This window comes from Amycolatopsis keratiniphila (assembly GCF_000400635.2).
Classification (GTDB): domain Bacteria; phylum Actinomycetota; class Actinomycetes; order Mycobacteriales; family Pseudonocardiaceae; genus Amycolatopsis; species Amycolatopsis keratiniphila.
The window spans coordinates 1,657,906-1,681,621 of the sequence record NC_021252.1; the positions used below are offsets into that span (position 1 = coordinate 1,657,906).

Genomic DNA, 23,716 nt, shown 5'->3' on the forward strand with positions numbered 1-23,716 from the left:
ATGCCCATTCCCGAGACCTTCGAAGTTGTCGTGCTCAGCAAGGAGACCGTGGCCGACGGAGTCGTCCTGCTCACGCTGGGTCGGCCGGACCGTGGCGAGCTCCCGGCGTGGCAGTCCGGGGCGCACGTCGACCTGCACCTGGGCGAACCGCCGGTGATCAGGCAGTACTCGCTGTGCTCTTCACCCACCGAGCGCGACCGCTACCAGGTCGCGGTCCTTCGTGAGCCGGACAGCCGCGGTGGATCAGCGTATGTCCACGATGGACTGACGTTGGGGGATACCATCCTGGTGAGCCTGCCGCGGAACAACTTCGAGCAGATCGAGGCGAAGCGCTACGTCTTCGTGGCCGGCGGCATCGGCATCACGCCGATGCTCCCGATGATCGAGGCCGCGCAGCGCGCGGGTGCGGACTGGACGCTGCTCTACGGCGGGCGCACCGCCGCGTCGATGGCGTTCACCGAAGAACTCGTGGCAACCGGGGGAGAGCGGGTGTCCCTACGTCCGCAGGACGAGTACGGACTGCTCGACCTGGCGAGCCTGCTCGCAGAGCCCACCCCGGACACGGCTGTCTACTGCTGCGGCCCTGAGCCACTGCTGAAGGCCGTGGAAGCGCACTGCGCCCCCTGGCCGAAGGGGTCACTGCACGTGGAGAGGTTCTCCCCGGCGGAGGGAGCGCTCGACGGCCCGACGACCGAGTTCGACGTGGAATTCGCGCAGTCCGGCGTGACGCTCACGATCCCGCCAGACCGCTCGATCATCGCGGTCGCCGAGGAGGCCGGGATTCCGGTCGTCTACAACTGCGAAGAAGGCACCTGCGGGGTCTGCGAGACACCAGTCCTCGACGGCGCCCCCGACCACCGCGACTCGGTATTGACCGACCAGGAACGCCAGGCGGGCTCATGCATGATGATCTGCGTGTCCCGCGCTCGCTCGCCCCGCCTGATCCTCGATTTGTAGGGAGTTTCGTGTGCGTGCTGATAGGTCCGCTCGTCTTCGGCGCCGACTCCGCCGGCAAGCTCGCCCCGGTCGTCACCGTGCTTGGCGGCCGTGAGGACAGCCGCAGCTGCATGGCCTGGCGCCTGCTGCTGATCATCGAGCAGGTAGAACAGCAAGATCGATCCTCCAGAAATCCTCCATCAGGGGTTCCTGAATCGATCCGCAGTGGATCTTCAGGTGATCACAGAAGATCATCGGTTAAACGAGAAAACCCTCCCTGACCTGCGGAAGCTTCCGCTGATTCGGGAGGGTTTTCGTACTGTGGAGCTAAGGGGACTCGAACCCCTGACCCCCTCACTGCCAGTGAGGTGCGCTACCAGCTGCGCCATAGCCCCGGAGCGGATTTGTTCTCCGCATCTCGTGTGTCCATACATTACACCGCCCGCGAAGGCGGTTCACGCGGGGGTCACTCTATGCGGCCACGGACGGCGCAAACCTCTCTGACCTGCATTTTTGCAGCTTATTTTTAGTCGTGTATTGACTCCGCGTGTGACCGCGGTTACGTTTTCGACCATCGTGACGCCGAGGTCCCCGCCCGCTACGCCGCGTCTCCACTGGGCTCCGCCTCAGCTCGCCCTGCCCGAATGACGCGGAGGAGATCCTGATGAGGGCCAGAGCAGCCCTGATAGCCCTGTTTTCCCTGGTCGGAGCGCTTTTGGTGGCGGCTCCGGCGGCGCAGGCGGCCATCGTGCCCGATACCTGGTACACCGTGTCGACCACCGGCGGGAAATGCGTGGACGCCCGCGCCGCCGGGACGGCGAACGGGACGGTCGTCCAGCAGTACGCCTGCAACCAGACCTTTTCCCAGCAGTGGCAGTTCCAGCCCACCTCGGACGGCTACTACCGGGTCAACACGCGCAACGCCCCGGCGCAGGTGTGGGACGTCGCCGAGGTGTCGACGGCCGACGGTGGGCTGATCCACCTGTGGGCCTACGGCGGCGGGAACAACCAGCAGTGGCGGCCGGTCGAGGAATCGGGTGGGGCGTATCACTTCGTGAGCCGCAACAGTGGCAAGTGCCTGGACATCCCCGGTCTCTCGACCCAGGACAGCACCCAGCTCCAGCAGTACGCCTGCAACGGCACCGGCGCCCAGTCCTTCCGGCTCACCCCGGTCTCCGGCACCGCGAACCCCGACCTCGGGCCGAACGTGCTCCTCTTCGATCCGGGGATGTCGCAGTCGGCGATCCAGTCGCAAGTGAACAGCGTGTTCTCGCAGCAGGAGACCAGCCAGTTCGGCTCGAACCGGAAGGCGCTGCTGTTCAAGCCCGGCTCGTACAACGTCGATGTGAACGTCGGGTTCTACACGCAGGTGCTGGGACTCGGCCTGTCTCCCGACAACGTGACGATCAACGGTGCGGTGCACGCGGAGGCCGACTGGTTCCAGGGCAACGCGACGCAGAACTTCTGGCGTGGCGCGGAAAACCTGTCCGTCAACCCGGCCGGCGGTACCGATCGATGGGCCGTTTCGCAGGCCGCGCCGTACCGCCGCATGCATGTCCGCGGCAACCTGCAGCTCGACGACGGCGGCTGGTCCAGCGGCGGCTGGATGTCCGACGTGAAGGTCGACGGCCAGGTGCGGTCCGGCTCGCAGCAGCAGTGGATCTCGCGCAATTCGCAGTTCGGGAGCTGGAGCGGCTCCAACTGGAACATGGTGTTCGCGGGAGTCGGCGGCGCGCCGTCGACGAGTTTCCCCAATCCGCCGTACACCACGGTGAACACGACGCCGGTCGTGCGGGAGAAGCCGTTCCTCTACGTCGACGCCGCGGGCGCGTACCAGGTCTTCGTGCCTGCCAAGCGCACCAACGCCTCCGGGATCACCTGGGGCGCCGGCCAGCCGGGGTCTTCGCTGCCGATCAGCCGGTTCTTCATCGCGAAGCCCGGCACGACGGCCTCGCAGCTCAACGCGGCCCTCGCCGAAGGCAAGGACCTCCTGATCACGCCGGGTGTCTACCACCTCAACGAGACGCTGCGCGTCACCCGGCCGGACACCGTCGTGCTCGGCCTCGGCCTGGCCACGCTGATCCCGGACAACGGCATCACGGCGATGACGGTGGCCGACGTCGACGGCGTCAAGATCGCCGGCGTGCTGATCGACGCGGGCACCACGAACTCGAACACGCTGATGGAGGTCGGCCCGGCGAACTCCGCGCAGGACCACGCGGCGAACCCGACTTCGCTGCACGACGTGTTCTTCCGCATCGGCGGGGCGGGCGTCGGCAAGGCCACGAACAGCCTGGTGGTCAACAGCGACGACGTCATCGGCGACCACCTGTGGATCTGGCGCGCCGACCACGGCAGCGGGGTCGGATGGAACACCAACACCGCGGACACGGGCCTGATCGTCAACGGCGACGACGTCACGATGTACGGCCTGTTCGTCGAGCATTACCAGAAGTACCAGACGATCTGGAACGGCGAACGGGGCCGGACGTACTTCTACCAGAACGAAATGCCTTACGACCCACCGAATCAGGCCGCCTGGATGAACGGCTCGACGCGGGGTTTCGCGGCCTACAAGGTGGCGAACTCGGTGACGAACCACGAGGCGTACGGGCTCGGCAGCTACTGCTTCTTCAACGTGAATCCGAGTGTGGTGGCGGATCGCGCGATCGAGGTGCCGAACAACGCGAACGTCCGGTTCCGCAGCATGGTCGCCGTCTCCCTCGGCGGGAACGGGACCATCGCCCGGGTGATCAACGACCGCGGTGGACCGGCCAATTCGGGATCGAACGTGGCCAACCTGGTCGCTTATCCCTGATGACCCCGGTGCGCGCCGTGATGGCGGTCGCGGCGCGCACCGGCCTCACCCCAACGGGTGGCGTGCCGCGCGCCGCCGCACAGGCGCTCCGATACTCGGGACATGCCTCTCGTCGGTCTCACCGTCGTCGAACCCCGCCTGGCCTGGCCGCTCGCCGCCGTGCGCGGGGTTTTCGCCATCCTGTTCGGCATTCTCGCGTTGATCTGGCCGGGAACGACCGTGCTGGCTCTCGCGATCCTCTACGGCATTTACGCCATCTTCGACGGCATCGGCGGCATCATGCAGGCCTTCCGGCCGGGCGACGCCGCTCATCGCGCCGCGTACGGAGTCCTCGGCGCGTTCGGGATCATCGCCGGTGTCCTCGTCTTGATCTGGCCGGGGATCACCGTGCTGGTGCTGGCCCTTCTGGTCGGTTTCTGGGCGATCTTCACCGGTATCGTCGAGATCGTCGCGGCGATCCGGCTGCGCAAGCAGATCGAGGGCGAGGCGTTCCTCATCGCGGCGGGCGCGCTCTCCCTGATCGCGGGCATCGTGATCGTGTTCAACCCGATCGCCGGCGCGTACGGGATCGCCCTCCTGGTCGGGATCTACGCCCTGCTGTACGGCGTGATGCTGCTCGTGCTGGCCTTCCGGCTGCGGAAACTCACCCGAGCCTGAAGGGCTAGGGGCTCGGCAAGAGGGCTTAGGCTGATCCGGTGAGCCAGCCGATCCTGTTGACCGTCGACGACGATCCCGCCGTATCCCGCTCGGTCGCCCGTGACCTGCGCCGAAGGTACGGAAAGGACTACCGGATCATCCGGGCCGATTCCGGCGCCGACGCCCTCGACGCGTTGCGCGAGATCAAGCTGCGCGGCGACGCCGTGGCCGCGATCCTCGCCGACTACCGGATGCCGCAGATGGACGGCATCGTCTTCCTCGAGAAGGCGATGGACCTGTTCCCGAACGCGCGCCGCGCGCTGCTGACCGCCTACGCCGACACCGACGCCGCGATCCAGGCGATCAACGTCGTCGACGTCGACCATTACCTGCTCAAGCCGTGGGACCCGCCGGAGGAGAAGCTCTATCCGGTCGTCGACGCGCTGGTGGAGACGTGGCGCGCGGTGGGGGAGCGGCCGGTCGACGAGATCAAGCTCATCGGCCACCGGTACTCCTCGCCGTCGTTCCACCTGCGCGACTTCCTGGCGCGCAACGCCGTGCCGTACCGCTGGTACTCCGTCGACGACGACGAGGGCCGCCGGATCCTCGAGGCGGCGGACGCGGCGCCGCACGACATCCCGGTGCTGGTCACCCCGGGCGGCACGGTGCTGCGTCAGCCGTCGGGGCCGGAACTCGCCGACGCCGTCGGCCTCTCCACCCGGCCCACCCAGGACTTCTACGACCTGATCGTGATCGGCGGCGGGCCAGCCGGGCTCGGAGCGGCCGTGTACGGCGCGTCCGAGGGCCTGCGCACGGTCATCGTCGAGCGCAAGGCGACCGGCGGACAGGCGGGCACCAGCTCCCGGATCGAGAACTACCTCGGCTTCCCGGACGGCGTTTCCGGCGCCCAGCTCACCGACCGCGCGCGGCGGCAGGCACTCAAGTTCGGCGCCGAAGTGCTCACCGCCCGCGACGTCGTCGGCCTGGAGGCCCGCGGTTCCGCCCGAGTGGTCATGTTCGGCGACGGCACCGAGATCTCCGCGCATTCCGTGGTGCTGGCCAGCGGCGTCACCTACCGGGCACTGGAGGCGCCCGGCGTCGCCGAGCTCGCAGGCCGCGGCGTGTACTACGGCTCGGCCGCGACCGAGGCGCCCGAGTGCAAGGGCGAGCACGTCTACATCGTCGGCGGCGCGAACTCGGCGGGGCAGGCGGCCGTGTTCTTCTCCAAGCACGCCGCCGACGTCACCATCCTCGTCCGCGGCCAGTCGCTCGAAGCGTCGATGTCGCATTACCTGATCGAGCAGATCGCCGGGATCGAGAACATCCACGTCCGCACCCGCACCACCGTGGTCGAGGCGCACGGCGACGATCACCTCGAACGGCTGACGCTGTGTGAGAACGGCGGCGCGACCGAGACCGTGCCCACCGGGCACCTGTTCATCTTCATCGGCGCCGCCCCGCGCACCGACTGGCTCGGCACGGAGATCCAGCGGGACGACCACGGTTTCGTGCGCACCGGGCCCGATCTGCTCACCGACGGCGGCCCGCCGCCGGGCTGGCCGCTGGACCGCGACCCGCACTACCTGGAGTCGTCCATCCCGGGCGTGTTCGTGGCGGGCGACGTCCGGGCCGCGTCGGTGAAGCGTGTCGCGTCGGCCGTCGGCGAAGGCGCCATGGCGGTCACCCTGGTCCACCGGTACTTGGAGGAGCAATGAGCGTTCTGCCCAGGGAAGAACTGCGCGGGCTCTTCCTCTTCGAGCACCTCAGCGAAGAGCAGCTCGACTGGATCGACGAGCACGCCGTGCTGGAGCAGTACACCGGCGGCACCACGGTCATGCGCGAGGGCGAACCGGCCACCTGCTTCTACCTCCTGCTGTCGGGCGCGCTGCGGATGACGCGGCTCGTCGGCGGCACCGAGGTCGAGACGATCCGGTCCGATCAGCGTGGCGCGTACTGCGGCGCGACGCAGTTCTTCGTGCACCAAGAGACCGAACACACCTACGGCGCTTCGGTGCACGCGGTCAGCGACCTCACCTTCCTGACCCTGCCCGCGGCCGAGTTCGCCACCGAGTTCCGCCGCTGGTTCCCGATGGCGACGCATCTGCTGGAGGGCATGTACCTCGGCTGGCGCAACAGCGACACCGTCATCGGTTCGCGGCGGCGGCTGCTGGCCCTCGGCGAGCTGTCCGCCGGGCTGACCCACGAGCTCAACAATCCGGCGGCCGCCGCCGTCCGCGCGACGGCGTCGCTGCGGGAGCGCGTCGCCGGGATGCGGCACAAGCTCGCGATGCTGGCGAAGAAGAACGTCGACCCGACACTGCTGGAGCAGCTGCTCGACATCCAGGAACAGCTGGTCAAACAGGTCGCGTCGGCGCCGAAGCTGACCGCGATGCAGCAGGCCGACCGCGAGGACGAGATCGGCGACTGGTTCGACGACCACGGCATCGACCAGGGCTGGGATCTCGCCGACATCTACGTCCGCGCCGGGCTGACGGTGCCGGATCTCGACCGGTTGCTCGACGCGGTCGGCGAGACCTTCCTCGACGGTGCCGTCCGCTGGCTCGCGTACGCGCTCGAGACCGAGATGCTGATGGGCGAGATCGAGGATTCGACCACCCGGATCTCGGTGCTGGTCGGCAAGGCCAAGCAGTACTCGCAGATGGACCGCGCCCCGCACCAGTGGATCGACGTCCACGAAGGCCTCGACTCGACCCTCGTGATGCTGGCGGGCAAGATCGCGCCCGGGATCCGCGTCGTGAAGGAGTACGACCACGCGATCCCGAGGATCCCGGCGTACGCGGGCGAGCTGAACCAGGTGTGGACGAACGTGATCGACAACGCGCTCGGCGCCATGGGGGCCGAGGGCACGCTGACCCTGCGGACGTCCAGGGTGGACGACCACGTGCACGTCGAGATCGGCGATACCGGGCCCGGTATCCCGGCGGAGGTGCGGCAGCGGATCTTCGAGCCGTTCTTCACCACGAAACCGGTGGGGCAGGGGACCGGCCTCGGCCTGGACATCTCCTGGCGGATCGTCGTCGAACGGCATCAGGGCGACCTGCGGGTCGAATCGGCGCCGGGTGACACGCGGTTCACCGTATGCCTGCCGGTCTCGGAGCAGTCCGTGATCTGATTTCCCTTATCCCCCAAGGTTTCGCCAGAAACTACCGACGGCTCCCGTTCATCGATCGTTCACTTCGAAATGGCTCGCCCGCGCGTCAAAAGAGTCGTACGGGCTGAAAGATCGAGCCTGTGAACGAGGGGGTTGGCCGGTGAAACGCCGTCTGTCGATCGGTCTGGCCGTGGTGCTGCTGCTGGCCGTGGCCGCGGTGATCGTCTGGGGCCGGGACGGTGACGAGAACACCGCGCAGGGAACGGATCTGACCACCGTACGCGGGGTCATCGGTTCGGAGAAGCTGGCCTTCTTCTCCGACAAGCGGGTGGCGGACGCGTTCGCCAAGCACGGGCTTAAGGTCGAGGTGGACACCGCGGGCTCGCGGCAGATCGCGAGCATGGACCTCGGGAAGTACGAGTTCGCGTTCCCGTCCTCGTCGCCCGCCGCGCAGCGGATCCAGCGCGACCATCAGGTGACCGGCGTGCACACGCCGTTCCAGTCGCCGATGGCCGTCGCGACCTTCGAGCCGATCGTGAACCTCCTGAGCGCCAACGGGATCGTGCGCAAGGGCGCCGGCGAGTACCAGGTGCTCGACATCGCGAAATACCTCGAAGCCGCGCAGAACGGCACGCGCTGGGACCAGCTTCCCGGCAACACCGCGTTCCCCGCGCGCAAGAACGTGCTGGTCACGACCACGGACCCGCGCGAATCGAACTCGGCGGCGATGTACCTGTCGATCGTCTCGTTCGTCGCCAACGGGAACAACGTCGTCAGCACGCCGGAAGCCGAGGCGAAGGTGCTGCCCGCGGTGTCGAAGCTGTTCATCGACCAGGGCTACACGCAAAACAGCACCGAAGGCCCGTTCGAGGACTACCTCGCGGCCGGGATGGGCAAGACACCGATGGCACTGATCTACGAGTCGCAGTTCGTCGACAGGCTGGTGCGCGCCGACGGTTCGATCCGGCCGGACATGCGCCTGCTCTACACGGCGCCGACGGTGTATTCCAAGCACACGCTCGTGCCGCTGAAACCGAACGGCGACCAGGTCGGCAGGCTGCTCGCGACCGACCCGGAACTGGGGAAACTCGCCGCCACCTTCGGTTTCCGCACCGGGGACCCGCGCCTGTTCGCCGACGTCGTCGCCGCGGCCAAGGCGCCGGTGCCCGCGGACCTGGTGGACGCCGTCGAGCCGCCGTCGTACGAAACGCTGGAGCGGCTGCTCGACGCGGTGAAGAAGCAGTACTGATGGACGATTTCACGCTCACTCCACCCGAACCGGTGGAGGCGATCCCGGCCGAGCGGGCCGCCGGCCTGGTCACCCTGGCGCCGGAGGTCCACGCTGAGATCGCGAAGCGCGCGGAGGGGTTCGCTCGGCGTCTCGAAGCGCTCGACGTCCGCTCGCCGGATTTCACGCGCGTCCTGGACGAACTGCTCGCGGTCGGCGAGTCCGACATGCGTGCGGCCGCGACCGTCGCCGGTGCGCTGCTGGACCGGTCGACGCGGGCGCTCACGGAAATCGGGTCGCCGCAACACCAGGCGACGGTGAGCCTGGCCGGGCTCCGGCGGGCCGTGGCGGAGATCGACCCGGCGAAGCTGCCGATCACGGGCCGGAAGCTGATGGGACTCATCCCGGTCGCGGGCAGCGCGAAGAAGGCACTGGACCGCTATCGCGCGGCCAACGAGCCGGTGAACGCGCTCGTGCTGGACCTGCGTGCGCGGCAAGACCTCCTGCGACGGGACAACGCCGCGCTCAAGGGTGAGCGAGAACGTCTGTGGGCGACGCTCGGCAAGCTGTCGGAAGCGGCCGCGTTCGCCGAAGCCGTCGACACGGCCGTCGATCGTCAAGCCGGGATCTTCGACTTCACCGATCCCATGCGGGCCAAGGCATTGCGGGCGGACGCGCTGCATCCGATCCGGCAGCGGCATCAGGATCTGCTGACCCAGCTCGCCGTCAGCGCGCAGGGTTACCTGGCGCTGGATCTGGTGCGGCGCAACAACGACGAGCTGATCCGCGGGATCGAGCGGGCGGTGTCGACCACGGTCGCGGCGTTGCGGGTCGCGCTGGTGGTGAGCGGGGCGCTCGCCGGGCAGCGCGACGTGCTCGACGAGATCCAGGCCGTGCAGGCGACCACCGACGGGCTGATCAGGGCCAACGCGGAAATGCTGGAACTGCGCAGCGCCGAGATCCAGCGCGCGGGCAGCGATCCGGCGGTGGCGGTGGCGACGATCCGCGAGTCGTTCGAGCGGATCTACCGGAGCATCGACGCGATCGACGAGTTCAAGGCGGGGGCCGTGTCGACGATGGCGGCGACCGTGGAGGCGCTGTCCGGGGAGATCCGGCGGGCCGAAGACCATCTGCGCCGGTCTCACGAGACGGCGGCGGCCGAGGGGGCATCGTGAAACGCTGGGCTGGGCTCACGGTGGCGGCGATCTGCGCGCTGTCACTGGTTTCCTGCGATTCGAGCGAAGGCGGGACGGGACTGGGGGAGGCCGAAGCCGGCACTTTGCGGGTGCTCGCGGGCAGCGAACTGGCCGACCTGCAGCCGCTGCTGGAGCAGGAGGCGGCGGCGACGGGCGTCCAGGTCAAATTCCAGTTCACCGGGACGCTGGAGGGCACCGAGTCGCTGGCGAACGGCAAGGCGGACGGCCAGTACGACGCCGTCTGGTTCTCGTCGAACCGGTATCCGGCGGCGGTTCCGGAGGCCGCGAAACGGCTGGGCGAGCAGGTGAAGATCATGAGCTCGCCGGTGGTGCTCGGGCTGTCCGCGTCGTCGGCGCAACGGCTCGGCTGGACCGGCAGGCCGGTGGGCTGGGGCGAAATCGCCGAACAGGCCGGGAAGAAGGCCTTCACCTACGGCATGACCGACCCGTCCGCGTCGAACTCGGGTTTCTCGGCGCTCGTCGGCGTGGCGTCGGCGCTCGCGGGGGCGGGCAACGCGATCGACGCGCAGCAGATCGCTTCCGTCACCCCGAAACTGACCGAGTTCTTCAGCGCGCAGGCGATGTCCGCGGGCTCGTCGGGCTGGCTTTCCGAGGCCTACCAACGACGGGCGAGCGGCCAGGATCCCGGCAAGAAGGTCGACGGCCTGATCAACTACGAGTCCGTCCTGCTGTCGATGAACGCTAGCGGGAAACTCCCCGAACCGCTGACGCTGGTGTATCCCTCCGACGGTGTCGTGACCGCTGACTACCCGCTGACGTTGTTGCAGAGCGCGAATTCCGACGCGCGGGACGCACACCGCAAGCTCGCCGAGCGGCTGCGGACGCCGGACACCCAGCGCAAGATCATGGAGACCACGCAACGCCGTCCGGTTGTGCCGGGGGTTCAGCTGGGGCAGCAGTTCGCGCAGAAGGACCTCGTCGAACTGCCGTTCCCCGCGACGCAGCAGGCGGTGGACGCGTTGCTGGGCGCCTACTTCGACAAGATCCGGCGGCCGTCGCGGACGCTGTACGTGCTCGACACCTCCGGGTCCATGGCGGGGGACCGGATCGAGTCGCTGCGCGCCGCGCTGATCGGGCTGACCGGTGCCGACGGTTCGCTGACCGGGCGGTACCGCCGGTTCCGCAGCCGTGAGGAGGTCACGATGCTGCCGTTCGACACCGTGCCCGGCAGCCCTGAGACGTTCACCGTCCCGGAAGGCGATCCACAACCCGCGCTGGAGAAGATCAAGCGCTTCGCCGAGGGCCTTGACGCGAACGGCGGCACGGCGATCTACGACAGCCTCCGGCGCGCGTACGACATCATGGGGCCTTTGGTCGCGCGCGACCCCGATCGCTTCAATTCGATCGTGCTGATGACCGACGGGCAGAACGCGAACGGCTCCAAGTTCTCGGACTTCCAGCTGACGTTCCCGTCGCTGCCGGAGGCGATGCGGCAGATCCCCGTGTTCACCGTGATCTTCGGCGAAGGCGACTCCGCCGAACTCGGCGAGGTCGCGAAACGCACCGGTGGCAACGTGTTCGACGCGCGAGGCGACGTGCTGCCCAAGGTGTTTCAGGAAATCCGCGGGTACCAGTGATCGGGTACCTCGGCTCCACGAAGAACCTCGCGGGCTGCGTCGGCGGGCTGATCGGGCTGGCGCTGTACCTGACCGGCGTCGTCGGCGGGTTGTGGCCGCTGGTCGTCGCCGGGCTGTACGCGGTGTTCGCCCTGCTCGCGCCGCCCGAGCGGGTCCGGCTGGTCTCGCCGGACGCCGTCGCCGAGGCCGGGCAGCTGCGGGCCGACCTCGCATCGTTGGTGGACAAGGTGACCGAGCGGGCACAGCGGATGCCGGGGTCCTCTGTGGACGGTGTGCGGCGGATCGCCGAGGTGCTCGAAGACCTGCTTTCACGGCCGGAGCGGTGGGCGGCGAACCCGGACGTCCAGCACGCCGTCACCCGGTTGGCGCGAACGGATCTGCCGCTTTCGGTGGAGACCTACCTCAATCTGCCGTGGTGGTTCGCCGCCAAACGGCCGGCCGACGAACTCCTCGCGCAACTGGAACTGCTGGAGACCGAAGCGCACCGGATAGCGGAACGTTTCTATGCCGGCGACGTCCATCAGCAGGCCGACCACACGCGATATCTGCGCGAGCGCGGCGAATCGGCCTAGCAGTCCCGTTCAGTGGTAAGCGAAAAACAGTCTGCCGGTCGTTCTGCATGGGCAAACCGGTTTCCCCGTGGTGAACTCGTGGCGCCGATCCGACCATGGTCGGTAATCCGTCTTCCCCAGGGAGTTCAGACGTGCACAAGTACAGACTCGGGGCGGCCTTCCTGGCCGCTGTGGCGATGTGTCTCGCCTGCGTCGTCCCGGCGAACGCCGCGGAACGTGACGAGCACTGCGTCGCCGACACGATCACCGGAGCTTTCCGGTGCTTCGACAGCGTGGGCGAGTCCCTCGCCGCGGCGTCGGCCGGCGAGGTCGGCGCGTCCGCGACAGTGATCAGCGTGCTCTACGAACACGCGAACTTCGGCGGCGCCAGTGTCGCCGTCACCGGATCGCCGTGCGTCGAGGGGACGAACCAGACCATCGGCTACCTCGGCTCCATGAACGACAAGGTCTCCTCGTTCAAAACCTTCTACAACTGCTACATCACGATGTACGAGCACGCCGAATACCAGGGCGCCACGCAGGAGTGGTACGCCAACGACAGTGCCAACTACGGGTCGAACATGAACGACCTCGGCAGCTCCGTCGTGTACTCGCGCGGGCCGTCCCGCGCCGAACTGCTCAAGGACTGCGGCCGCGCCACCAAGACCTGCAACGCCCACGTCGACCAGCGCGGCCAGGACTTCTACGGCGAGTGGAACCGGGTGGACACGGTCTTCAACTGCAGCGCCAACAAGATCACCCAGGTGATCGGCAAGCGGGACACCCGCAGCGGGAAGAACACGGTGTCGAACGAGATCAGCGTGAGCGCGGGCTTCGAGTTCCTCGTCCAGTGGACGGTCGCCTACAAGCGCACGTGGGGCCAGGAGTGGGGCTGGGAGACCAGCGAGAACGTGGAGACCCGGATCGAGGTGAATCCGGGCTATTGGGCGGGTCTGGACCGCTCTCCGGTGATGCGCGTGGGCTACGGCTCGTACGACATGTGGTACGACAAGCGCCGCTGGGGCCACCACCAGTGGTACGTCTGGAACTTCAGCGGTGAGGGCCCGGCGCCCGGTGTCGTGGGCCAGACCAGGACCGTCGGCAAGAAGATGACCACGGACGAGAAGAAGAGGGTGTGCGGCAAGAAGACCGGTCTCGTGCGGTCGTCCGCCCTCGCGGAGGCGGAAACCGCCGCGGCTGTCGCGAAGCCTGCCGCACCCGCGGTGCGCGTCGCGCAGGGCCCGTTGCACAGCTGACCCGATGATGGCCCTCGTCACCGCGGCGAGGGCCATCGCCGGTCAACGTCCGCCGAGCCGCGGCAGGGTCAACGTGGCCACGGCCGTCGTCACCCAGCCCAGCAGGTCGCCGAGCGGGATGGTGGACAGCTTCTCCGGCCATTCCTCGGCCAGCGCGTGCAGGACCAGGTGACCGTCGTGCGCCTCGACCGCGGTGAGCCGGATCCCTTGCGGGAGCTCCGGTAGCGGCAGCACGATCGGTTTGAGCCGGGACGGCGGGCCGAACCGGTGGCGTCCGATGTGGACGGACATCGGCCGGAGGACGACGGCGTCGTGCTCCACAGTGGACTCCAGGGCGAGGTGACCCCAGTGGGGCCGCTTTTCCCAGCGGATGTGGAAATGCCCGTCCTCGCCGGGGGTCACGATGATGCCCGGCCGGACCTCCGCCACGCGTGCCTGGAGGACTTCCGGTGCTACCCGGATCGCCATCTTCACCTGCTCCGGGATGGCGGCAGGGGAGGGGAGCGAGCGAAGGCGGACGTTGGACGCCAGCACGGTGATGCGTTCCAGCGGGGTTTCCGGCCAGTCGACGTCCTCGACGACGATGCGGACGTCGCCGACCCGGCCGGTGGCGGCCAGGCTCAGGCTGTCGGCCTGGTAGTCGAGCCCGGTCAGGGTGAGGCCGACGTCGTGCCCGTCCACCTTGGCCGTGAGCCTACGCCCGACCAGCTGCTCGGTCACGGTCTTCAGGATCGCGGCCGGGGTCACGGGCACGTTCGGCAACAGCGCCCGCCCGGCGGCGGCCAGGCCGAACAGCTCGGGAAGCGGGTTCAGGTCGAACCATCTGCCGTCGCTCATCCGTCCAGTGTCGCCGAACGGGACGCCGATCGCCGCCGCAGGGGGTCAGCGGGCCGCGAAACGGGCGATCACGCCCGCCAGGATCACCCAGAACGCCGCGGCCAGACCGTAGTCGAGGATGACCGCGAGATTCGGGTCACTCACCGGGAAGAGGCCCGGCCAGAACAACGCCAACGGCCTCGCCAGCGCTTGGATGAAGATGAAGAAGCCGTTGCCCGCGTTGGCTCCCGCGAGCACCATCACCATGTACAGCAGCTCGATGAAAGCGAACAGCGCGCCGATGCCGGTGATGACGCGCACGGCGGTGTTGCTCCTACTGGTGGTTCGCCATCTGGACATACCGGAAAAGTTCCCGGGCTCCGTGGCGGCAAACGCGTCAGAGGCCAAGTTGCGCCGATCGGCCGTACCTCGGCTACTGCCTGGGGACGGTCCGCGACGCAGTGCTCATCTAGTGATATCGATTATCATTACCTGTATGACTTCTGGGGACTGGAACGACAGCTGGGAACGTCTCATGGCGAGGTACCAGCCGGGACGTGAGCAGGCGATCGAGCGGACGATCGACCTGATCACGGCGCGCTGTGACGGCCGGGCGCCGCGGGTGCTGGACGTGGGTGGTGGCACGGGCACGCTCTGTTCTCGGCTGCTCGCGCGGTTTCCCGAGGCGGAGGTCACGCTGGTCGATCTCGACCCGGTGATGCTGGCGATCGCCGGGGCGTCGCTGCCGTCGTCTGTCGAGGTGGTCCGGGCCGATCTGCGTGATCCCGGCTGGAGGGGCTTGCTGCCGTACAGCGGCTACGACGCCGTGCTGGCGATCATGGCGTTGCACTACCTGCCGCCGGACCGGTTGACCGCGTTGTACGCCGAACTCGCCGGACTGGTGCGGGCGGGTGGATTCGTGGCCAATGTGGACGACATGCCGGAGACGGAAGCCGTGGCGTCCGCGAGCGACGACGGCTCCTGGGACGCTTGGTGGGATCAGGTCGCGGCGGATCCGGTGCTGGGCCCGGCCGTGGTGGAACGGGCCCGGCTGTTCGGCGATTCGTCTTCGGCGGAATGGCACCCGCCCGCCGCCTGGCATCTGCGGGCCTTGCAGGCCGGGCCGGTCGACGAGCCCGCCGTGGCGTGGCGGGACGGCGCCCAAGCCGCTGTGGTGGCCTTCAGGCCTCGCTGAACGGTGGATCGTCGAGCGGTGCGCCTCGCCATTGCCACCCGGCGCGCGACGGCCGCCCCGGTAGCTCCATGCGGTCCGTCGCCCACAGCAACGCCGTCCAGGGATCGACGCCGGCGACGTCCACTTCCGGGAACATCCGCGCGAGCACGCGCGAACAGACGTCGCGCGGCGGATCGAGAGTGACTTGGAGGCCCCTGGCCATGTCTTCGCCGTGGACCAGGACTTCGACACAGCCCATTCCGGCGAAACCTTCGAGGTCGGCACGGCCGCTCGGGTGGTACGCGCGGACGTCCGGGGCCACCGTGCGGAGCGTGGCGCCCAGGATGCCGCTGGCGACCGTGACGAACTCCAGCATCTCCGACGGGGTCGCGGCCTGGTCGGCGACGGATTCGAAGCAGACGAAACGCGGTGTCGACGGCCGCGCGATCAGCAGGCCGGCGTAGGAGATGAGGCAGTCGCCGAGGTGTTCGGCCGTGCGCCAGGCGTTCAGGTCGCCGGTGCCCGGCGCCGCCGACCAGTCACGGCCCGACGCCTGGCGCAGTTCACCGACCACGCTCGTGATCGCGGCGTCGAGGTCGCCGGGGGTGACCGTCATCGTGGCATCAGCTCAGCGACCTCAACTCAAGGGCGTCGGAAACGCGACCGGACCGCGGTGGCCGTTCTTCCCGACCGCGCGGACACCGAAGAACACGTTGTCCTTCGACAGATCCACCTTAGCCTCGGTCGTGTCGCCGACCCTGACGACGTGCGTCCAGTCGGCCGCCGTCGTCTCCCGCCAGACGACCTCGTAACCGGCGAGATCCGGGTCTGTCCCGCGCCGCCACACCAGATCCGTCTCGTTCGTCAGCCGGTTCGTCCGGATCCGGACGTCTTCGGGGGTACCGGGCGCGGTCGCCAGCGACCACATCGTCGCGGCGTTCACCCGGGCGACCCTGGCGATGAACGGGAAGTCGCAGAACTCGGGCAGATCGCCGAATCGCTTGCCGTTCTCCACCCGGACGTCCTGGTGCTGATGCGCGTAGTCCTCATGCGGTTCGGTGAACCGCGCGGCCGGATATCCCTGCTCCAGGAAGGGGATGTGGTCGCCGCCCCGGAGGTAGCGGTCGCGCCGGTGGATGACCCGTACGGTCATTCCGGTCGCTTCGTTCTTTGCGACCGAGCGCACGAACCGCGCCAGCTGGCGGGAGGGCGAATCGTTCTCCCCGCCGACCGCGCGCCGGATGTCGGCCTGCGCCGGGGTTTCCGATGTCGGCACGCCCTCGGCGAACAACCGGATCGTGCGTGGGTCCCGCGTGCCGTCGTCCGCCCGGCTGGAACCGACGATGTCGTTGGTGAACATCGCCTGCACGTTCGTGCCGGCCGTCTTGAACAGCGTGGCCATGTGCCGTGCGCCGAACAGGCCCTGCTCCTCACCGGCGACCGCGGCGAACACGATGGTCGCGGCCGGACGGCGAGTGGCGAGCACCCGGGCGAGTTCCATCGCGACGGCCACTCCGGAGGCGTCGTCGTCGGCGCCCGGCGCATCCTTCGTCGCGTCGAGCGGATCCGAACAACGCGAGTCGTAGTGGCCTGACACGACGTAGACCCGTTCCGGGGTGGTGGAGCCGCGCAGGGTGGCGACGACGTTGGTGATGGTGGTCGCGACCGGGATCCGGGGTGGAGCGGGCTGCTGCAGATACGACTGTGCCTGGACCGTCATCCGGCCGCCCGACCGCTCCGCGGATTTCGTCATCTCCGCGAGGATCCAGTCGCGGGCGGCGCCGATCCCTCGGACGGGGTCGGTCTGCGAGGACAACGTGTGCCGGGTTCCGAAAGCAGCGAGCCTGCGTACGTTGGCTTCGATGCGGTGTTCGTCTATCTCCCGGAGGATCGCTCGAAGTTCGGCGTCGGGTCGTTGTGGGGTGAGGCGTTCACCGGGCTTTTCGTCATTGGTCGGGACCTCGGCGCCGGCGGTCGGCGCGAGAGCCGTTGATGACAGTGCCGTTGATGATAGGGCCGTTGATGACAGGGCGGCCGCCGAGAGCGCGGCCGACGTGGACAGGAAAACTCGTCTGGACCTTTCCTCAGCCATTCTCCTGTTCCTACGCGCCTTGTGGTCGGGCGTCTACCCGCGAAAAGGATGAGCGCGATGGGCGGCGGATTCGGGAAGATCGCCGTGTGATCTTCGAGAGAAGGAAGTCCGTGGCCGAGGCTCTCCAGGAAACTCTGGAGAGCAGGGGACATCGCGTCGGCGTACTCATCGATGCGCTCATGCGCGTCGACAAGTCCGGCGACGCCGCCGAAATCAAGGCCGCCTTCGAGACGATCACCGAGACACCGACGCTCGTCACGACTCTCCACGTGTACTGCCGGTCTCAGCGGGCCCTGGTCGACGTCGGTCTACGACTCACGGGACGTGGGGCCGGGCCGTTGACGACGGCGATCGCCGCGTCACACGGTAACGGTCGGGTCCGGGAGTTCGCGGTCACGAAGTTGCTGGCGAGTCCGCGCCCGGAGATGCTTCCGTTTCTGCTGGTGCGCATGACGGATTGGGCGTCTCCGGTCCGTGATGTCGCCCGCATGGGAGTCGTCCGGCTGCTCCACGACGATCCGGCGACGTATTTGCGGCCAGCCGCCGAAACGATGCTTCACCTGCGGCGCCGTCGTCGTGGCGGCTTCGGCGTGCAGCAGTTGTATGCGGCTGCTTATGACGCTCCTGTGGCGGTGCTCGACCAGTTGATGTGCTCGGTCACCTCCGTGGTGCCGAGATTCGCGTTCGAGGCCAGAACCCGGCGTGGCGATCTCAAACTCGACGAGATGGTCCGGGTTGCCCTCACGAATTCCGACAAGAGTCTTCGTGCCCGAGCCGGTGAGGCCGCCGCCCGCGAGGCCGTGTGGACCGGCCGCGTGGACGTCCTGCGCAAGCTGGCCGCCTGCCGGTACGGCGAGGTACGGATCAGCGCGCTGACCGGACTCGCTCGCCTCGGCCACTGGAACGAAATCGTCGGTCTGCTGGACGACCGTTCCACGCTGATCCGTGCGCTCGCACGGGATGCTGCCCGGCGTACGGGCGTCGACGCTGTCGGCTGGTACCGGTCGGCCGTTTCCGCTGCGAACCCTTCCTTGGGCACCATCGCGGGGCTTGCCGAGTCGGGGCGGCAACAGGACGGGCGGCTGCTGTATCCGTTGCTGAGCCATCCTGCGGCCGGCGTGCGGGCGCAAGCCGTTGGGGCACTTCGGATTCTGGACGCCGTTCCGGTCGATTCGATGAGTTCGATGCTTGAGGATCCTTCCCGTCGGGTGGTCAGGGCGGCCTTGAAGGCATTGGGAACACGGGCTTGATGTTTGTTGTCACCAGGTGCCGAAGGCCTTGGATGGTCCTGTGGGGAACCTCCGCCGCCATCCGTTTCCGTGCTCAGGTCTGCGGTTCGTCGTCCTCGGTACCTGTGCGCGGTTCGTGGAACGGCTCGGGTGCTGTCTCGTAGGTATGGCCGCTCGGCGTGGTAATGATCATGCCGCCGTCACCGGTGGGCACGGCCGACCACCCGGGTTCCTCTTTGAGCAGGTTGTGGTTCTTGCAGTGGATATGGCAGTTGTGGTGATTGGTCTTCCCGTTGCGAGCCCGCGCGACGATATGGTCGATCTCGGAGAACTCGGCCGGCAGGTGACAGCCCGGTTGGGTGCACTCGCGATCCCTCGCCTTGATCAAGCGGGCCAAGGACGCCGGTGACCGGTACTTGTCGCCGCCCGCCTCGAGCAGTTGGCCCGTGGCGGAGTCGGTGATCAGCCGAGACCAGGTGGACGAGGGGTCGGAGGCGATTTCGCGGACCAGCCAGTCGGGGATGGGGCCGTACCCGGCAAGTGTCGCGGGATCGTCGCGCGCGCCGACGAGTGTCAGGAAGTCGACATAGACATGGATGTGGGCCCGCGGCTTGCCCCGGCCGTTCTCGGCCAGCAGTCGTTCGGCGAAGATATCGGCGCGATGCTGGTCGAGCGTCCGGGATTTGTCCTTGTTCCGCCGGGATCGCGCGGCGCGGCTCATCGAGGCGTAGATGGAACTGGCGACTTCCGTGGGAAGATGGCCGGAAAGTGTGGACATGGTCTCGTCGTCGTGTTCCAACGAGATATGGCGCAACGCGCGTTTCCTGGCGGCTCGTTCGCGATAGCCGGCGGGATCGAATTTCTGCACGGCGTGTCTCACCGAACCCCGGATCGCTCCGGGATCACGATCGGCGAAACGTTTTGCCATCCAGGCGTCGACCTGCGCCGCGACTTCGTCCGACACTTCTCGTGTCAGCTGCATGACCTTGGAAGCCTTGTACAGGTCGATATCACCACGCTCCAACGCCGCCAGCGTGTTCGGCAGGCGGGCGACCAGGGCGCAGGAAGTCTCGACGAGCAGGAACGCGTGATTGCGGGTGACCGAGAAGCGCAGGGCGACCTCCTCGGTCACGGATCTTCGGGACCCGCCGCGAGCGGCGAAGTCGGCTAACGCCCGCACCTGACGTCCCTGCGTCCGGCGAAGGGAAAGCTCTTCGTCGAACGCGGCGTCAAGAAAGCGAGCGGCTTTCGGGTTATAAGCGAGAGTTGTGGTCATGCCCATGATCATACTCGAACTCACGTTCGAATTGGGCCGAGATCGTGATCGGATTTGCGCGGAGAGTGAACGGGCCAGTCATGGCTGTTCGCCCAGACCGGAACACGATCGTCGCCGCGGCTGATTGAATGGGAGGGTGAGCGACTACCCGAGGCTGCTGGAAGACCGAGAAGTGTCGGTGGCGCGGGCCGGTGATCGGCGACGAGCGCGGCTGCGGGGCTGGCTCGACGGTTACGACGGGCCAAGGCCGCTCTATCGGATCGAGCTCTTCCTCGACGGTGATCGGTTTACGGCCACCGCCATGGACATGTTCGAGTCGCTCGTCCGGCTGCGTCGTCAGCTGGAACCCGGGGGCTGGGCGATTGCCGTTCAAGGCGCCCGTCGCGACACCTACCCGAGCGGGATGTGCAGGGATATGGGCGGCGGTATGCAGATCTACGTCATGCGCACTGGCGAAAAGACTTCGGAAGCCGACCTCGTCGATACGCTGGCCGATGCGGAGCTCGACCAGATCGTGAGTGTCGCGGAACAGGAGACCTGGCACGCCGAATGGTGGGAAGCGGCCACGGGTCGTCGGCTCTGAGTGCAGGTGAAGGGAACTGTCATGAGCCGGTCGCCAGCGCCTTGAGCTCTTGGGCGATCTGCGACAGTTGCTCACCGGGTTCGATCGTCAAGTCGCCGGTCGCGGTCCAGCCTTCGTTTCCCCAGCCGGGTTGAAACCTCTGGATGGTGACCCGTAGCTGCACGTGGCCGTACTGGTGGGACGCGTCGATTCTCAGGTCCCCTTCGAGCGACTCCCACGTTCGGACTCCGTCCCATCCACGCCAGTCGTCCACGTGCCGCTGGAAGAACTCCGCGAGATCGGCGAACCCGGTCGCATAGTGGTGCACGACCTGAACTGACGCTGACAAGCCGTGGAGTCGCAGCTCGGCCAGCAAGGACTCTGGTGGACCGTTCTCGGCGACATCGGTGGTCAGCCGCAGGAAGTCGTGGCCGGAGCCAATCCGTGCCTGGATCATGGTCGCAGCATGGCGTTTCGGAGGCTGGGACGACAACCGGAATTGCCGCATCGAGCGGTCAGGCCGCGTGGCGGCGCTGCCGAGGCCGGAACAAGGCCACGTCCGGGACAACCTCGACGATTTGCCTCCCGGGAGGCGAACGAGCTTTCGCCGCGAGGGAAGAAGAAACCGGCCGTCGGCGAAGTGGTGGTGAAAGCCGACCGTCGACGGGAAGGAACCACATGTCAGAGGCGGGCATATGACAGCGGGAACGGGTGAGCAGGTGACCGATGCCGACCTGGCCGCCCGGTTGCGGCAGGACCCGGAATTGTTCACCGAAGTGCACGACCGCTACTTCGCGGCCATCTACCGGTATGTGGCCGGACGGCTGGACGCGCAGACCGCGGAGGACATCGCCGCGGAGACGTTCCTCGTCGCGTTCGACCGGCGCGACACGTTCGACGCCGAACGCGGTGAGGTGCGGGTCTGGCTGTTCGGCATCGCCACGAATCTAGTGGCCAGGCACCGCCGCAAGGAGGCTCGCCACTATCGGACGCTGGCACGGGTGAGCGTCGCCCCGGCGGTCGAGGGACACGAGAGCAGGGTGGTCGCGTCAGTGGCCGCCCAACTGCTGCTTCCTCGGCTTGCGAACGCGCTCTCGCGGCTGTCCGCCGGGGAACGGGACGTGTTGCTGCTCGTGGCACTCGGCCAGCTCGGGTACGAGGAAGTGGCCGCGGCGCTCGGTATCTCCTCCGGCACGGTGGGTTCCCGGCTCAATCGTGCACGCAAGAAGCTCAACTTCATCCTCACTCCGGAGGCACTCGATGAATGACCTGCAGACGCTGCGCGCCGCGATGACCCCGGACGAGCCGTCCCAGGACGTGATCGACCGCAGCCGTCACCGGCTTCAGAACCGGATCCGCGGTGGCCGGCCCTCCGGGCGGAGGAGCGGATGGCTGATCGCGGGGGCCGGGCTCGCGACGGCGGCCGCTGCCGCCGTCGCGATCGCGGCCATGCCGGCCGCACCGGTCGATGGTCCGGCGGTGCGGACGGTCACCGGGCAGGAGGTCCTGCTCGCCGCCGCCACCGCTGCTGAGCGTTCCCCTGAAGGGGCCGGCACGTATTGGCACGTGAAGGTGACCGGGGCGGACGAGTACGAGTACTGGATCAAGCCGGACGGTCAGTCGTGGATGCGGGGAGCGAAGACGGGAGGCAAGGTCATGCCGCTGAGGGCGCTTTCGGCCACCCCGTTCTCCCTGGTCGCCGTCGATCTGACCCTCGAGCAGTTGCGTGCCCTGCCGACGGACCCGGGCGAGTTGAAGGCTTGGATCGCAGCTGCGCTCGAACGCAGCGACGCCAGGACGAGTGCGGGTGAACTCACCGCGAGCGACCGGGAACAAGCCGGCTTCCAGTCGTTGATCTCACTGGTGTCCACCCTGCCGGCCACGCCGGGGGTCCGGGCCACGGCCTTGCGCGCGATCGCCGAATATCCAGGTGTCGAAAACCTCGGCACGGTGCCGGGCGGTCAAGGCTTGAGGCTGCCGACGGGCGAGCGGCTCGTCGTCGATCCGGCGACCGGACGGGTGAACGGGACGTCGATCTTCGTCGCCATGGACGGGGCGGTGCACAAGGTGGCCGACCCCGCCGGCGCCAGGATCGACGCCGAATGGACCGACACCCTGCCCGAGTAAGCGGATCGGTGGCCGGGAGTGTGTCCCACTCCCGGCCACAGGGCCTCACTTGCCGGTGGCGCTGTCCCAGAGCGAGTAGAACGCGGCTCGGGAAACAGGTGTGAGGCCGGAGTCGAGTGCCTGGTCGGTGAGTCCGCCGGCGTCATCCTCGATGTTCCGCCACCAGTAGCGGCGAACGGCGCCGGACGAGTCCTGCTCGATCTGCTTGACGGCCACCGTCTCGTGGTCGACCACGATCGCCTCCCACAGCCAGCGGGCTCCTTCGTCGACCAGGCCTTCGTGATCCACGTACTCGTAGTACCGGCGAGGCTCGGAGCTTTCGTCCCACATCCGGTACCTCGCGACGCTCGCCCGGAACGCGGCTTCGGTCTCCGGCGGCCAGTGCCGTTGTGCTGCCAGGCGTCGGTAGTGCGTCTCCACGTCCGCCGGAAAATCGGTCACTGCTCTTGCCCGGTGCACGTCCGTGGAACGGATCCGCCCTTGTGCATGCGCAGGATCAAAGCGACCGCGGCCTCCGAGTGGCCCGCCGGGGTCAGGACCTCCTGCAGGAGCAGGCCACGCATCGCGGCAATGGTGACGGTGGCCAGCGTCAGTGCTTCCTCGGACTCAAGCCCTTCGCGTTCCGCGAGCGAGGCCAGCATCTTGGTCAGGTCGTCGAGCGAGTCGATGAACTCACGAAAGTCCTCTGGGCCGTATGCGGCCAGACCGACGACGTGAAAGAAGCCGCGGACGCGGGACAACTGCTCCGGGCTGGTGTAGGCCCGCCAGATCGCCACGACGAAGTCGTCGAATGTGCCCTGCTGGGCGGTCTCGAAAAGCACCTCGTTGTCTCGGGTGCGCTGCGCCTTGAGCATGGCCGCCAACACGCCCGGGAGCGACCCGAAGTGGTAGCGCAGGTGGGCGTGGTTGGTCCCGGCCCTGGCGGCGATCTCGCGGAGCGACACCTCCGGGGCGGGCAGGTCCTCATCGAAGGCGTCGAGAAGCCGAGCCAGGAGACGCTCGCGTGCGTCGCCCTTGCGTTCGTTGCTTGACAGGATCACTCCCTCAGTTTATCCATTGGATAAGAGACGGCGGCGCCGTCGCTTACACATGATCGCAGTCACGCCGGT

The 23,716-nt window shown here is 67.9% G+C and carries 25 protein-coding genes and 1 tRNA gene; 17 read left to right on the forward strand and 9 right to left on the reverse strand.

Annotation, left to right across the window (positions count from 1 at the left end):
* Both AORI_RS48830 and AORI_RS83240 read left to right on the forward strand, forming a co-directional pair.
* Entirely contained in the window at positions 1–957 is a 957-nt protein-coding gene (locus AORI_RS48830) for a PDR/VanB family oxidoreductase (protein ID WP_016331958.1), read from the forward strand.
* Between the two features lie 14 nt (positions 958–971).
* Positions 972–1,217 (forward strand): hypothetical protein, encoded by a 246-nt coding sequence (locus AORI_RS83240; RefSeq protein ID WP_123798312.1) that lies wholly within the window; start codon positions 972–974, stop codon positions 1,215–1,217.
* Positions 1,218–1,258: 41 nt separating this feature from the next.
* Here the strand turns inward: AORI_RS83240 and AORI_RS48835 are convergent.
* A tRNA-Ala gene (locus AORI_RS48835) sits at positions 1,259–1,331 on the reverse strand.
* A 269-nt stretch (positions 1,332–1,600) separates the two neighbouring features.
* Between AORI_RS48835 and AORI_RS48840 the strand changes: the two genes are divergently transcribed.
* The 9 genes from AORI_RS48840 (at position 1,601) to AORI_RS48880 (ending at position 13,331) form a co-directional block, all read left to right on the forward strand.
* Positions 1,601–3,754, forward strand: a complete 2,154-nt coding sequence (locus tag AORI_RS48840) for an RICIN domain-containing protein (RefSeq protein WP_043847953.1) — start codon at positions 1,601–1,603, stop codon at positions 3,752–3,754.
* 102 nt (positions 3,755–3,856) lie between these two features.
* Positions 3,857–4,411 carry an HdeD family acid-resistance protein gene (locus AORI_RS48845; protein WP_016331960.1) on the forward strand — a complete coding sequence of 185 codons (555 nt, stop codon included), beginning with the start codon at positions 3,857–3,859 and terminating at the stop codon, positions 4,409–4,411.
* Between the two features lie 38 nt (positions 4,412–4,449).
* Positions 4,450–6,105, forward strand: coding sequence for an NAD(P)/FAD-dependent oxidoreductase (locus AORI_RS48850; protein WP_016331961.1), 1,656 nt, complete (start codon positions 4,450–4,452; stop codon positions 6,103–6,105).
* On the forward strand, positions 6,102–7,523 hold the full coding sequence (locus AORI_RS48855) for an ATP-binding protein (protein WP_016331962.1): 1,422 nt from the start codon (positions 6,102–6,104) through the stop codon (positions 7,521–7,523). The genes AORI_RS48850 and AORI_RS48855 overlap by 4 nt, the downstream gene beginning before the upstream one ends.
* Before the next feature lie 139 nt (positions 7,524–7,662).
* Positions 7,663–8,751 carry a hypothetical protein gene (locus tag AORI_RS48860; protein ID WP_016331963.1) on the forward strand — a complete coding sequence of 363 codons (1,089 nt, stop codon included), beginning with the start codon at positions 7,663–7,665 and terminating at the stop codon, positions 8,749–8,751.
* A complete protein-coding gene (locus AORI_RS48865) occupies positions 8,751–9,905 on the forward strand; it encodes a toxic anion resistance protein (RefSeq protein ID WP_016331964.1) in 1,155 nt (384 codons plus the stop codon). The genes AORI_RS48860 and AORI_RS48865 overlap by 1 nt, the downstream gene beginning before the upstream one ends.
* A complete protein-coding gene (locus tag AORI_RS48870; protein ID WP_016331965.1) occupies positions 9,902–11,524 on the forward strand; it encodes a VWA domain-containing protein in 1,623 nt (540 codons plus the stop codon). Before AORI_RS48865 ends, AORI_RS48870 begins: the two co-directional genes overlap by 4 nt.
* Positions 11,521–12,096: a hypothetical protein gene (locus tag AORI_RS48875; protein WP_016331966.1), complete on the forward strand. Its 576-nt coding sequence runs from the start codon at positions 11,521–11,523 to the stop codon at positions 12,094–12,096. The genes AORI_RS48870 and AORI_RS48875 overlap by 4 nt, the downstream gene beginning before the upstream one ends.
* Positions 12,097–12,227: 131 nt before the next feature.
* Complete coding sequence (locus tag AORI_RS48880; protein WP_016331967.1) at positions 12,228–13,331, forward strand: peptidase inhibitor family I36 protein; 1,104 nt, start codon at positions 12,228–12,230, stop codon at positions 13,329–13,331.
* A 42-nt stretch (positions 13,332–13,373) separates the two neighbouring features.
* On the opposite strand, the gene AORI_RS48885 is transcribed toward AORI_RS48880, so the two are convergent.
* Both AORI_RS48885 and AORI_RS48890 read right to left on the reverse strand, forming a co-directional pair.
* Positions 13,374–14,168, reverse strand: coding sequence for an LmeA family phospholipid-binding protein (locus tag AORI_RS48885; RefSeq protein ID WP_016331968.1), 795 nt, complete (start codon positions 14,166–14,168; stop codon positions 13,374–13,376).
* Between the two features lie 45 nt (positions 14,169–14,213).
* A complete protein-coding gene (locus tag AORI_RS48890) occupies positions 14,214–14,468 on the reverse strand; it encodes a hypothetical protein (protein WP_016331969.1) in 255 nt (84 codons plus the stop codon).
* 175 nt (positions 14,469–14,643) lie between these two features.
* Here AORI_RS48890 and AORI_RS48895 point away from each other — a divergent pair, with 175 nt between their 5' ends.
* Positions 14,644–15,342, forward strand: a complete 699-nt coding sequence (locus AORI_RS48895; RefSeq protein WP_043847954.1) for a class I SAM-dependent methyltransferase — start codon at positions 14,644–14,646, stop codon at positions 15,340–15,342.
* Here AORI_RS48895 and AORI_RS48900 read toward each other — a convergent pair.
* Both AORI_RS48900 and AORI_RS48905 read right to left on the reverse strand, forming a co-directional pair.
* Complete coding sequence (locus AORI_RS48900) at positions 15,329–15,937, reverse strand: maleylpyruvate isomerase mycothiol-dependent enzyme family protein (RefSeq protein WP_016331971.1); 609 nt, start codon at positions 15,935–15,937, stop codon at positions 15,329–15,331. The genes AORI_RS48895 and AORI_RS48900 overlap by 14 nt on opposite strands.
* A 21-nt stretch (positions 15,938–15,958) precedes the next feature.
* Positions 15,959–17,137 carry a M28 family metallopeptidase gene (locus tag AORI_RS48905; protein WP_016331972.1) on the reverse strand — a complete coding sequence of 393 codons (1,179 nt, stop codon included), beginning with the start codon at positions 17,135–17,137 and terminating at the stop codon, positions 15,959–15,961.
* 3 nt (positions 17,138–17,140) lie between these two features.
* Between AORI_RS48905 and AORI_RS84185 the strand changes: the two genes are divergently transcribed.
* Positions 17,141–17,314: a hypothetical protein gene (locus AORI_RS84185; RefSeq protein ID WP_228688318.1), complete on the forward strand. Its 174-nt coding sequence runs from the start codon at positions 17,141–17,143 to the stop codon at positions 17,312–17,314.
* Positions 17,315–17,523: 209 nt separating this feature from the next.
* The gene (locus AORI_RS48910; RefSeq protein ID WP_123798316.1) at positions 17,524–18,663 is read left to right on the forward strand and encodes a HEAT repeat domain-containing protein; all 1,140 of its coding nucleotides are present in this window, start codon (positions 17,524–17,526) and stop codon (positions 18,661–18,663) included.
* Positions 18,664–18,736: 73 nt separating this feature from the next.
* On the opposite strand, the gene AORI_RS48915 is transcribed toward AORI_RS48910, so the two are convergent.
* Complete coding sequence (locus tag AORI_RS48915) at positions 18,737–19,918, reverse strand: HNH endonuclease signature motif containing protein (protein WP_081809775.1); 1,182 nt, start codon at positions 19,916–19,918, stop codon at positions 18,737–18,739.
* A 136-nt stretch (positions 19,919–20,054) separates the two neighbouring features.
* Between AORI_RS48915 and AORI_RS48920 the strand changes: the two genes are divergently transcribed.
* The gene (locus AORI_RS48920; RefSeq protein WP_016331975.1) at positions 20,055–20,501 is read left to right on the forward strand and encodes a hypothetical protein; all 447 of its coding nucleotides are present in this window, start codon (positions 20,055–20,057) and stop codon (positions 20,499–20,501) included.
* 19 nt (positions 20,502–20,520) lie between these two features.
* On the opposite strand, the gene AORI_RS48925 is transcribed toward AORI_RS48920, so the two are convergent.
* A complete protein-coding gene (locus AORI_RS48925; RefSeq protein WP_016331976.1) occupies positions 20,521–20,937 on the reverse strand; it encodes a DUF6228 family protein in 417 nt (138 codons plus the stop codon).
* A 238-nt stretch (positions 20,938–21,175) separates the two neighbouring features.
* Here AORI_RS48925 and AORI_RS48930 point away from each other — a divergent pair, with 238 nt between their 5' ends.
* Together AORI_RS48930 and AORI_RS48935 are read left to right on the forward strand one after the other, a co-directional pair.
* Entirely contained in the window at positions 21,176–21,748 is a 573-nt protein-coding gene (locus tag AORI_RS48930) for an RNA polymerase sigma factor (protein WP_016331977.1), read from the forward strand.
* Positions 21,741–22,607, forward strand: coding sequence for a CU044_5270 family protein (locus AORI_RS48935; protein ID WP_016331978.1), 867 nt, complete (start codon positions 21,741–21,743; stop codon positions 22,605–22,607). Before AORI_RS48930 ends, AORI_RS48935 begins: the two co-directional genes overlap by 8 nt.
* Positions 22,608–22,652: 45 nt before the next feature.
* Here AORI_RS48935 and AORI_RS48940 read toward each other — a convergent pair whose 3' ends face one another.
* Both AORI_RS48940 and AORI_RS48945 read right to left on the reverse strand, forming a co-directional pair.
* The gene (locus tag AORI_RS48940) at positions 22,653–23,048 is read right to left on the reverse strand and encodes a hypothetical protein (protein ID WP_016331979.1); all 396 of its coding nucleotides are present in this window, start codon (positions 23,046–23,048) and stop codon (positions 22,653–22,655) included.
* Positions 23,045–23,647 (reverse strand): TetR/AcrR family transcriptional regulator, encoded by a 603-nt coding sequence (locus tag AORI_RS48945; protein WP_016331980.1) that lies wholly within the window; start codon positions 23,645–23,647, stop codon positions 23,045–23,047. Before AORI_RS48945 ends, AORI_RS48940 begins: the two co-directional genes overlap by 4 nt.
* Between the last annotated feature and the right edge of the window lie 69 nt (positions 23,648–23,716).

Coding starts and splice junctions, on each gene's coding strand:
- AORI_RS48885 (WP_016331968.1), bottom strand. CDS start 14,168: ATGAGCGACGGCAGATGGTTCGACCTGAACCCGCTTCCCGAGCTGTTC.
- AORI_RS48925 (WP_016331976.1), bottom strand. CDS start 20,937: ATGATCCAGGCACGGATTGGCTCCGGCCACGACTTCCTGCGGCTGACC.
- AORI_RS48900 (WP_016331971.1), bottom strand. CDS start 15,937: ATGACGGTCACCCCCGGCGACCTCGACGCCGCGATCACGAGCGTGGTC.
- AORI_RS48845 (WP_016331960.1), top strand. CDS start 3,857: ATGCCTCTCGTCGGTCTCACCGTCGTCGAACCCCGCCTGGCCTGGCCG.
- AORI_RS48930 (WP_016331977.1), top strand. CDS start 21,176: ATGACAGCGGGAACGGGTGAGCAGGTGACCGATGCCGACCTGGCCGCC.
- AORI_RS48855 (WP_016331962.1), top strand. CDS start 6,102: ATGAGCGTTCTGCCCAGGGAAGAACTGCGCGGGCTCTTCCTCTTCGAG.
- AORI_RS48865 (WP_016331964.1), top strand. CDS start 8,751: ATGGACGATTTCACGCTCACTCCACCCGAACCGGTGGAGGCGATCCCG.
- AORI_RS48840 (WP_043847953.1), top strand. CDS start 1,601: ATGAGGGCCAGAGCAGCCCTGATAGCCCTGTTTTCCCTGGTCGGAGCG.
- AORI_RS48830 (WP_016331958.1), top strand. CDS start 1: ATGCCCATTCCCGAGACCTTCGAAGTTGTCGTGCTCAGCAAGGAGACC.
- AORI_RS48915 (WP_081809775.1), bottom strand. CDS start 19,918: ATGACCACAACTCTCGCTTATAACCCGAAAGCCGCTCGCTTTCTTGAC.
- AORI_RS48895 (WP_043847954.1), top strand. CDS start 14,644: ATGACTTCTGGGGACTGGAACGACAGCTGGGAACGTCTCATGGCGAGG.
- AORI_RS48935 (WP_016331978.1), top strand. CDS start 21,741: ATGAATGACCTGCAGACGCTGCGCGCCGCGATGACCCCGGACGAGCCG.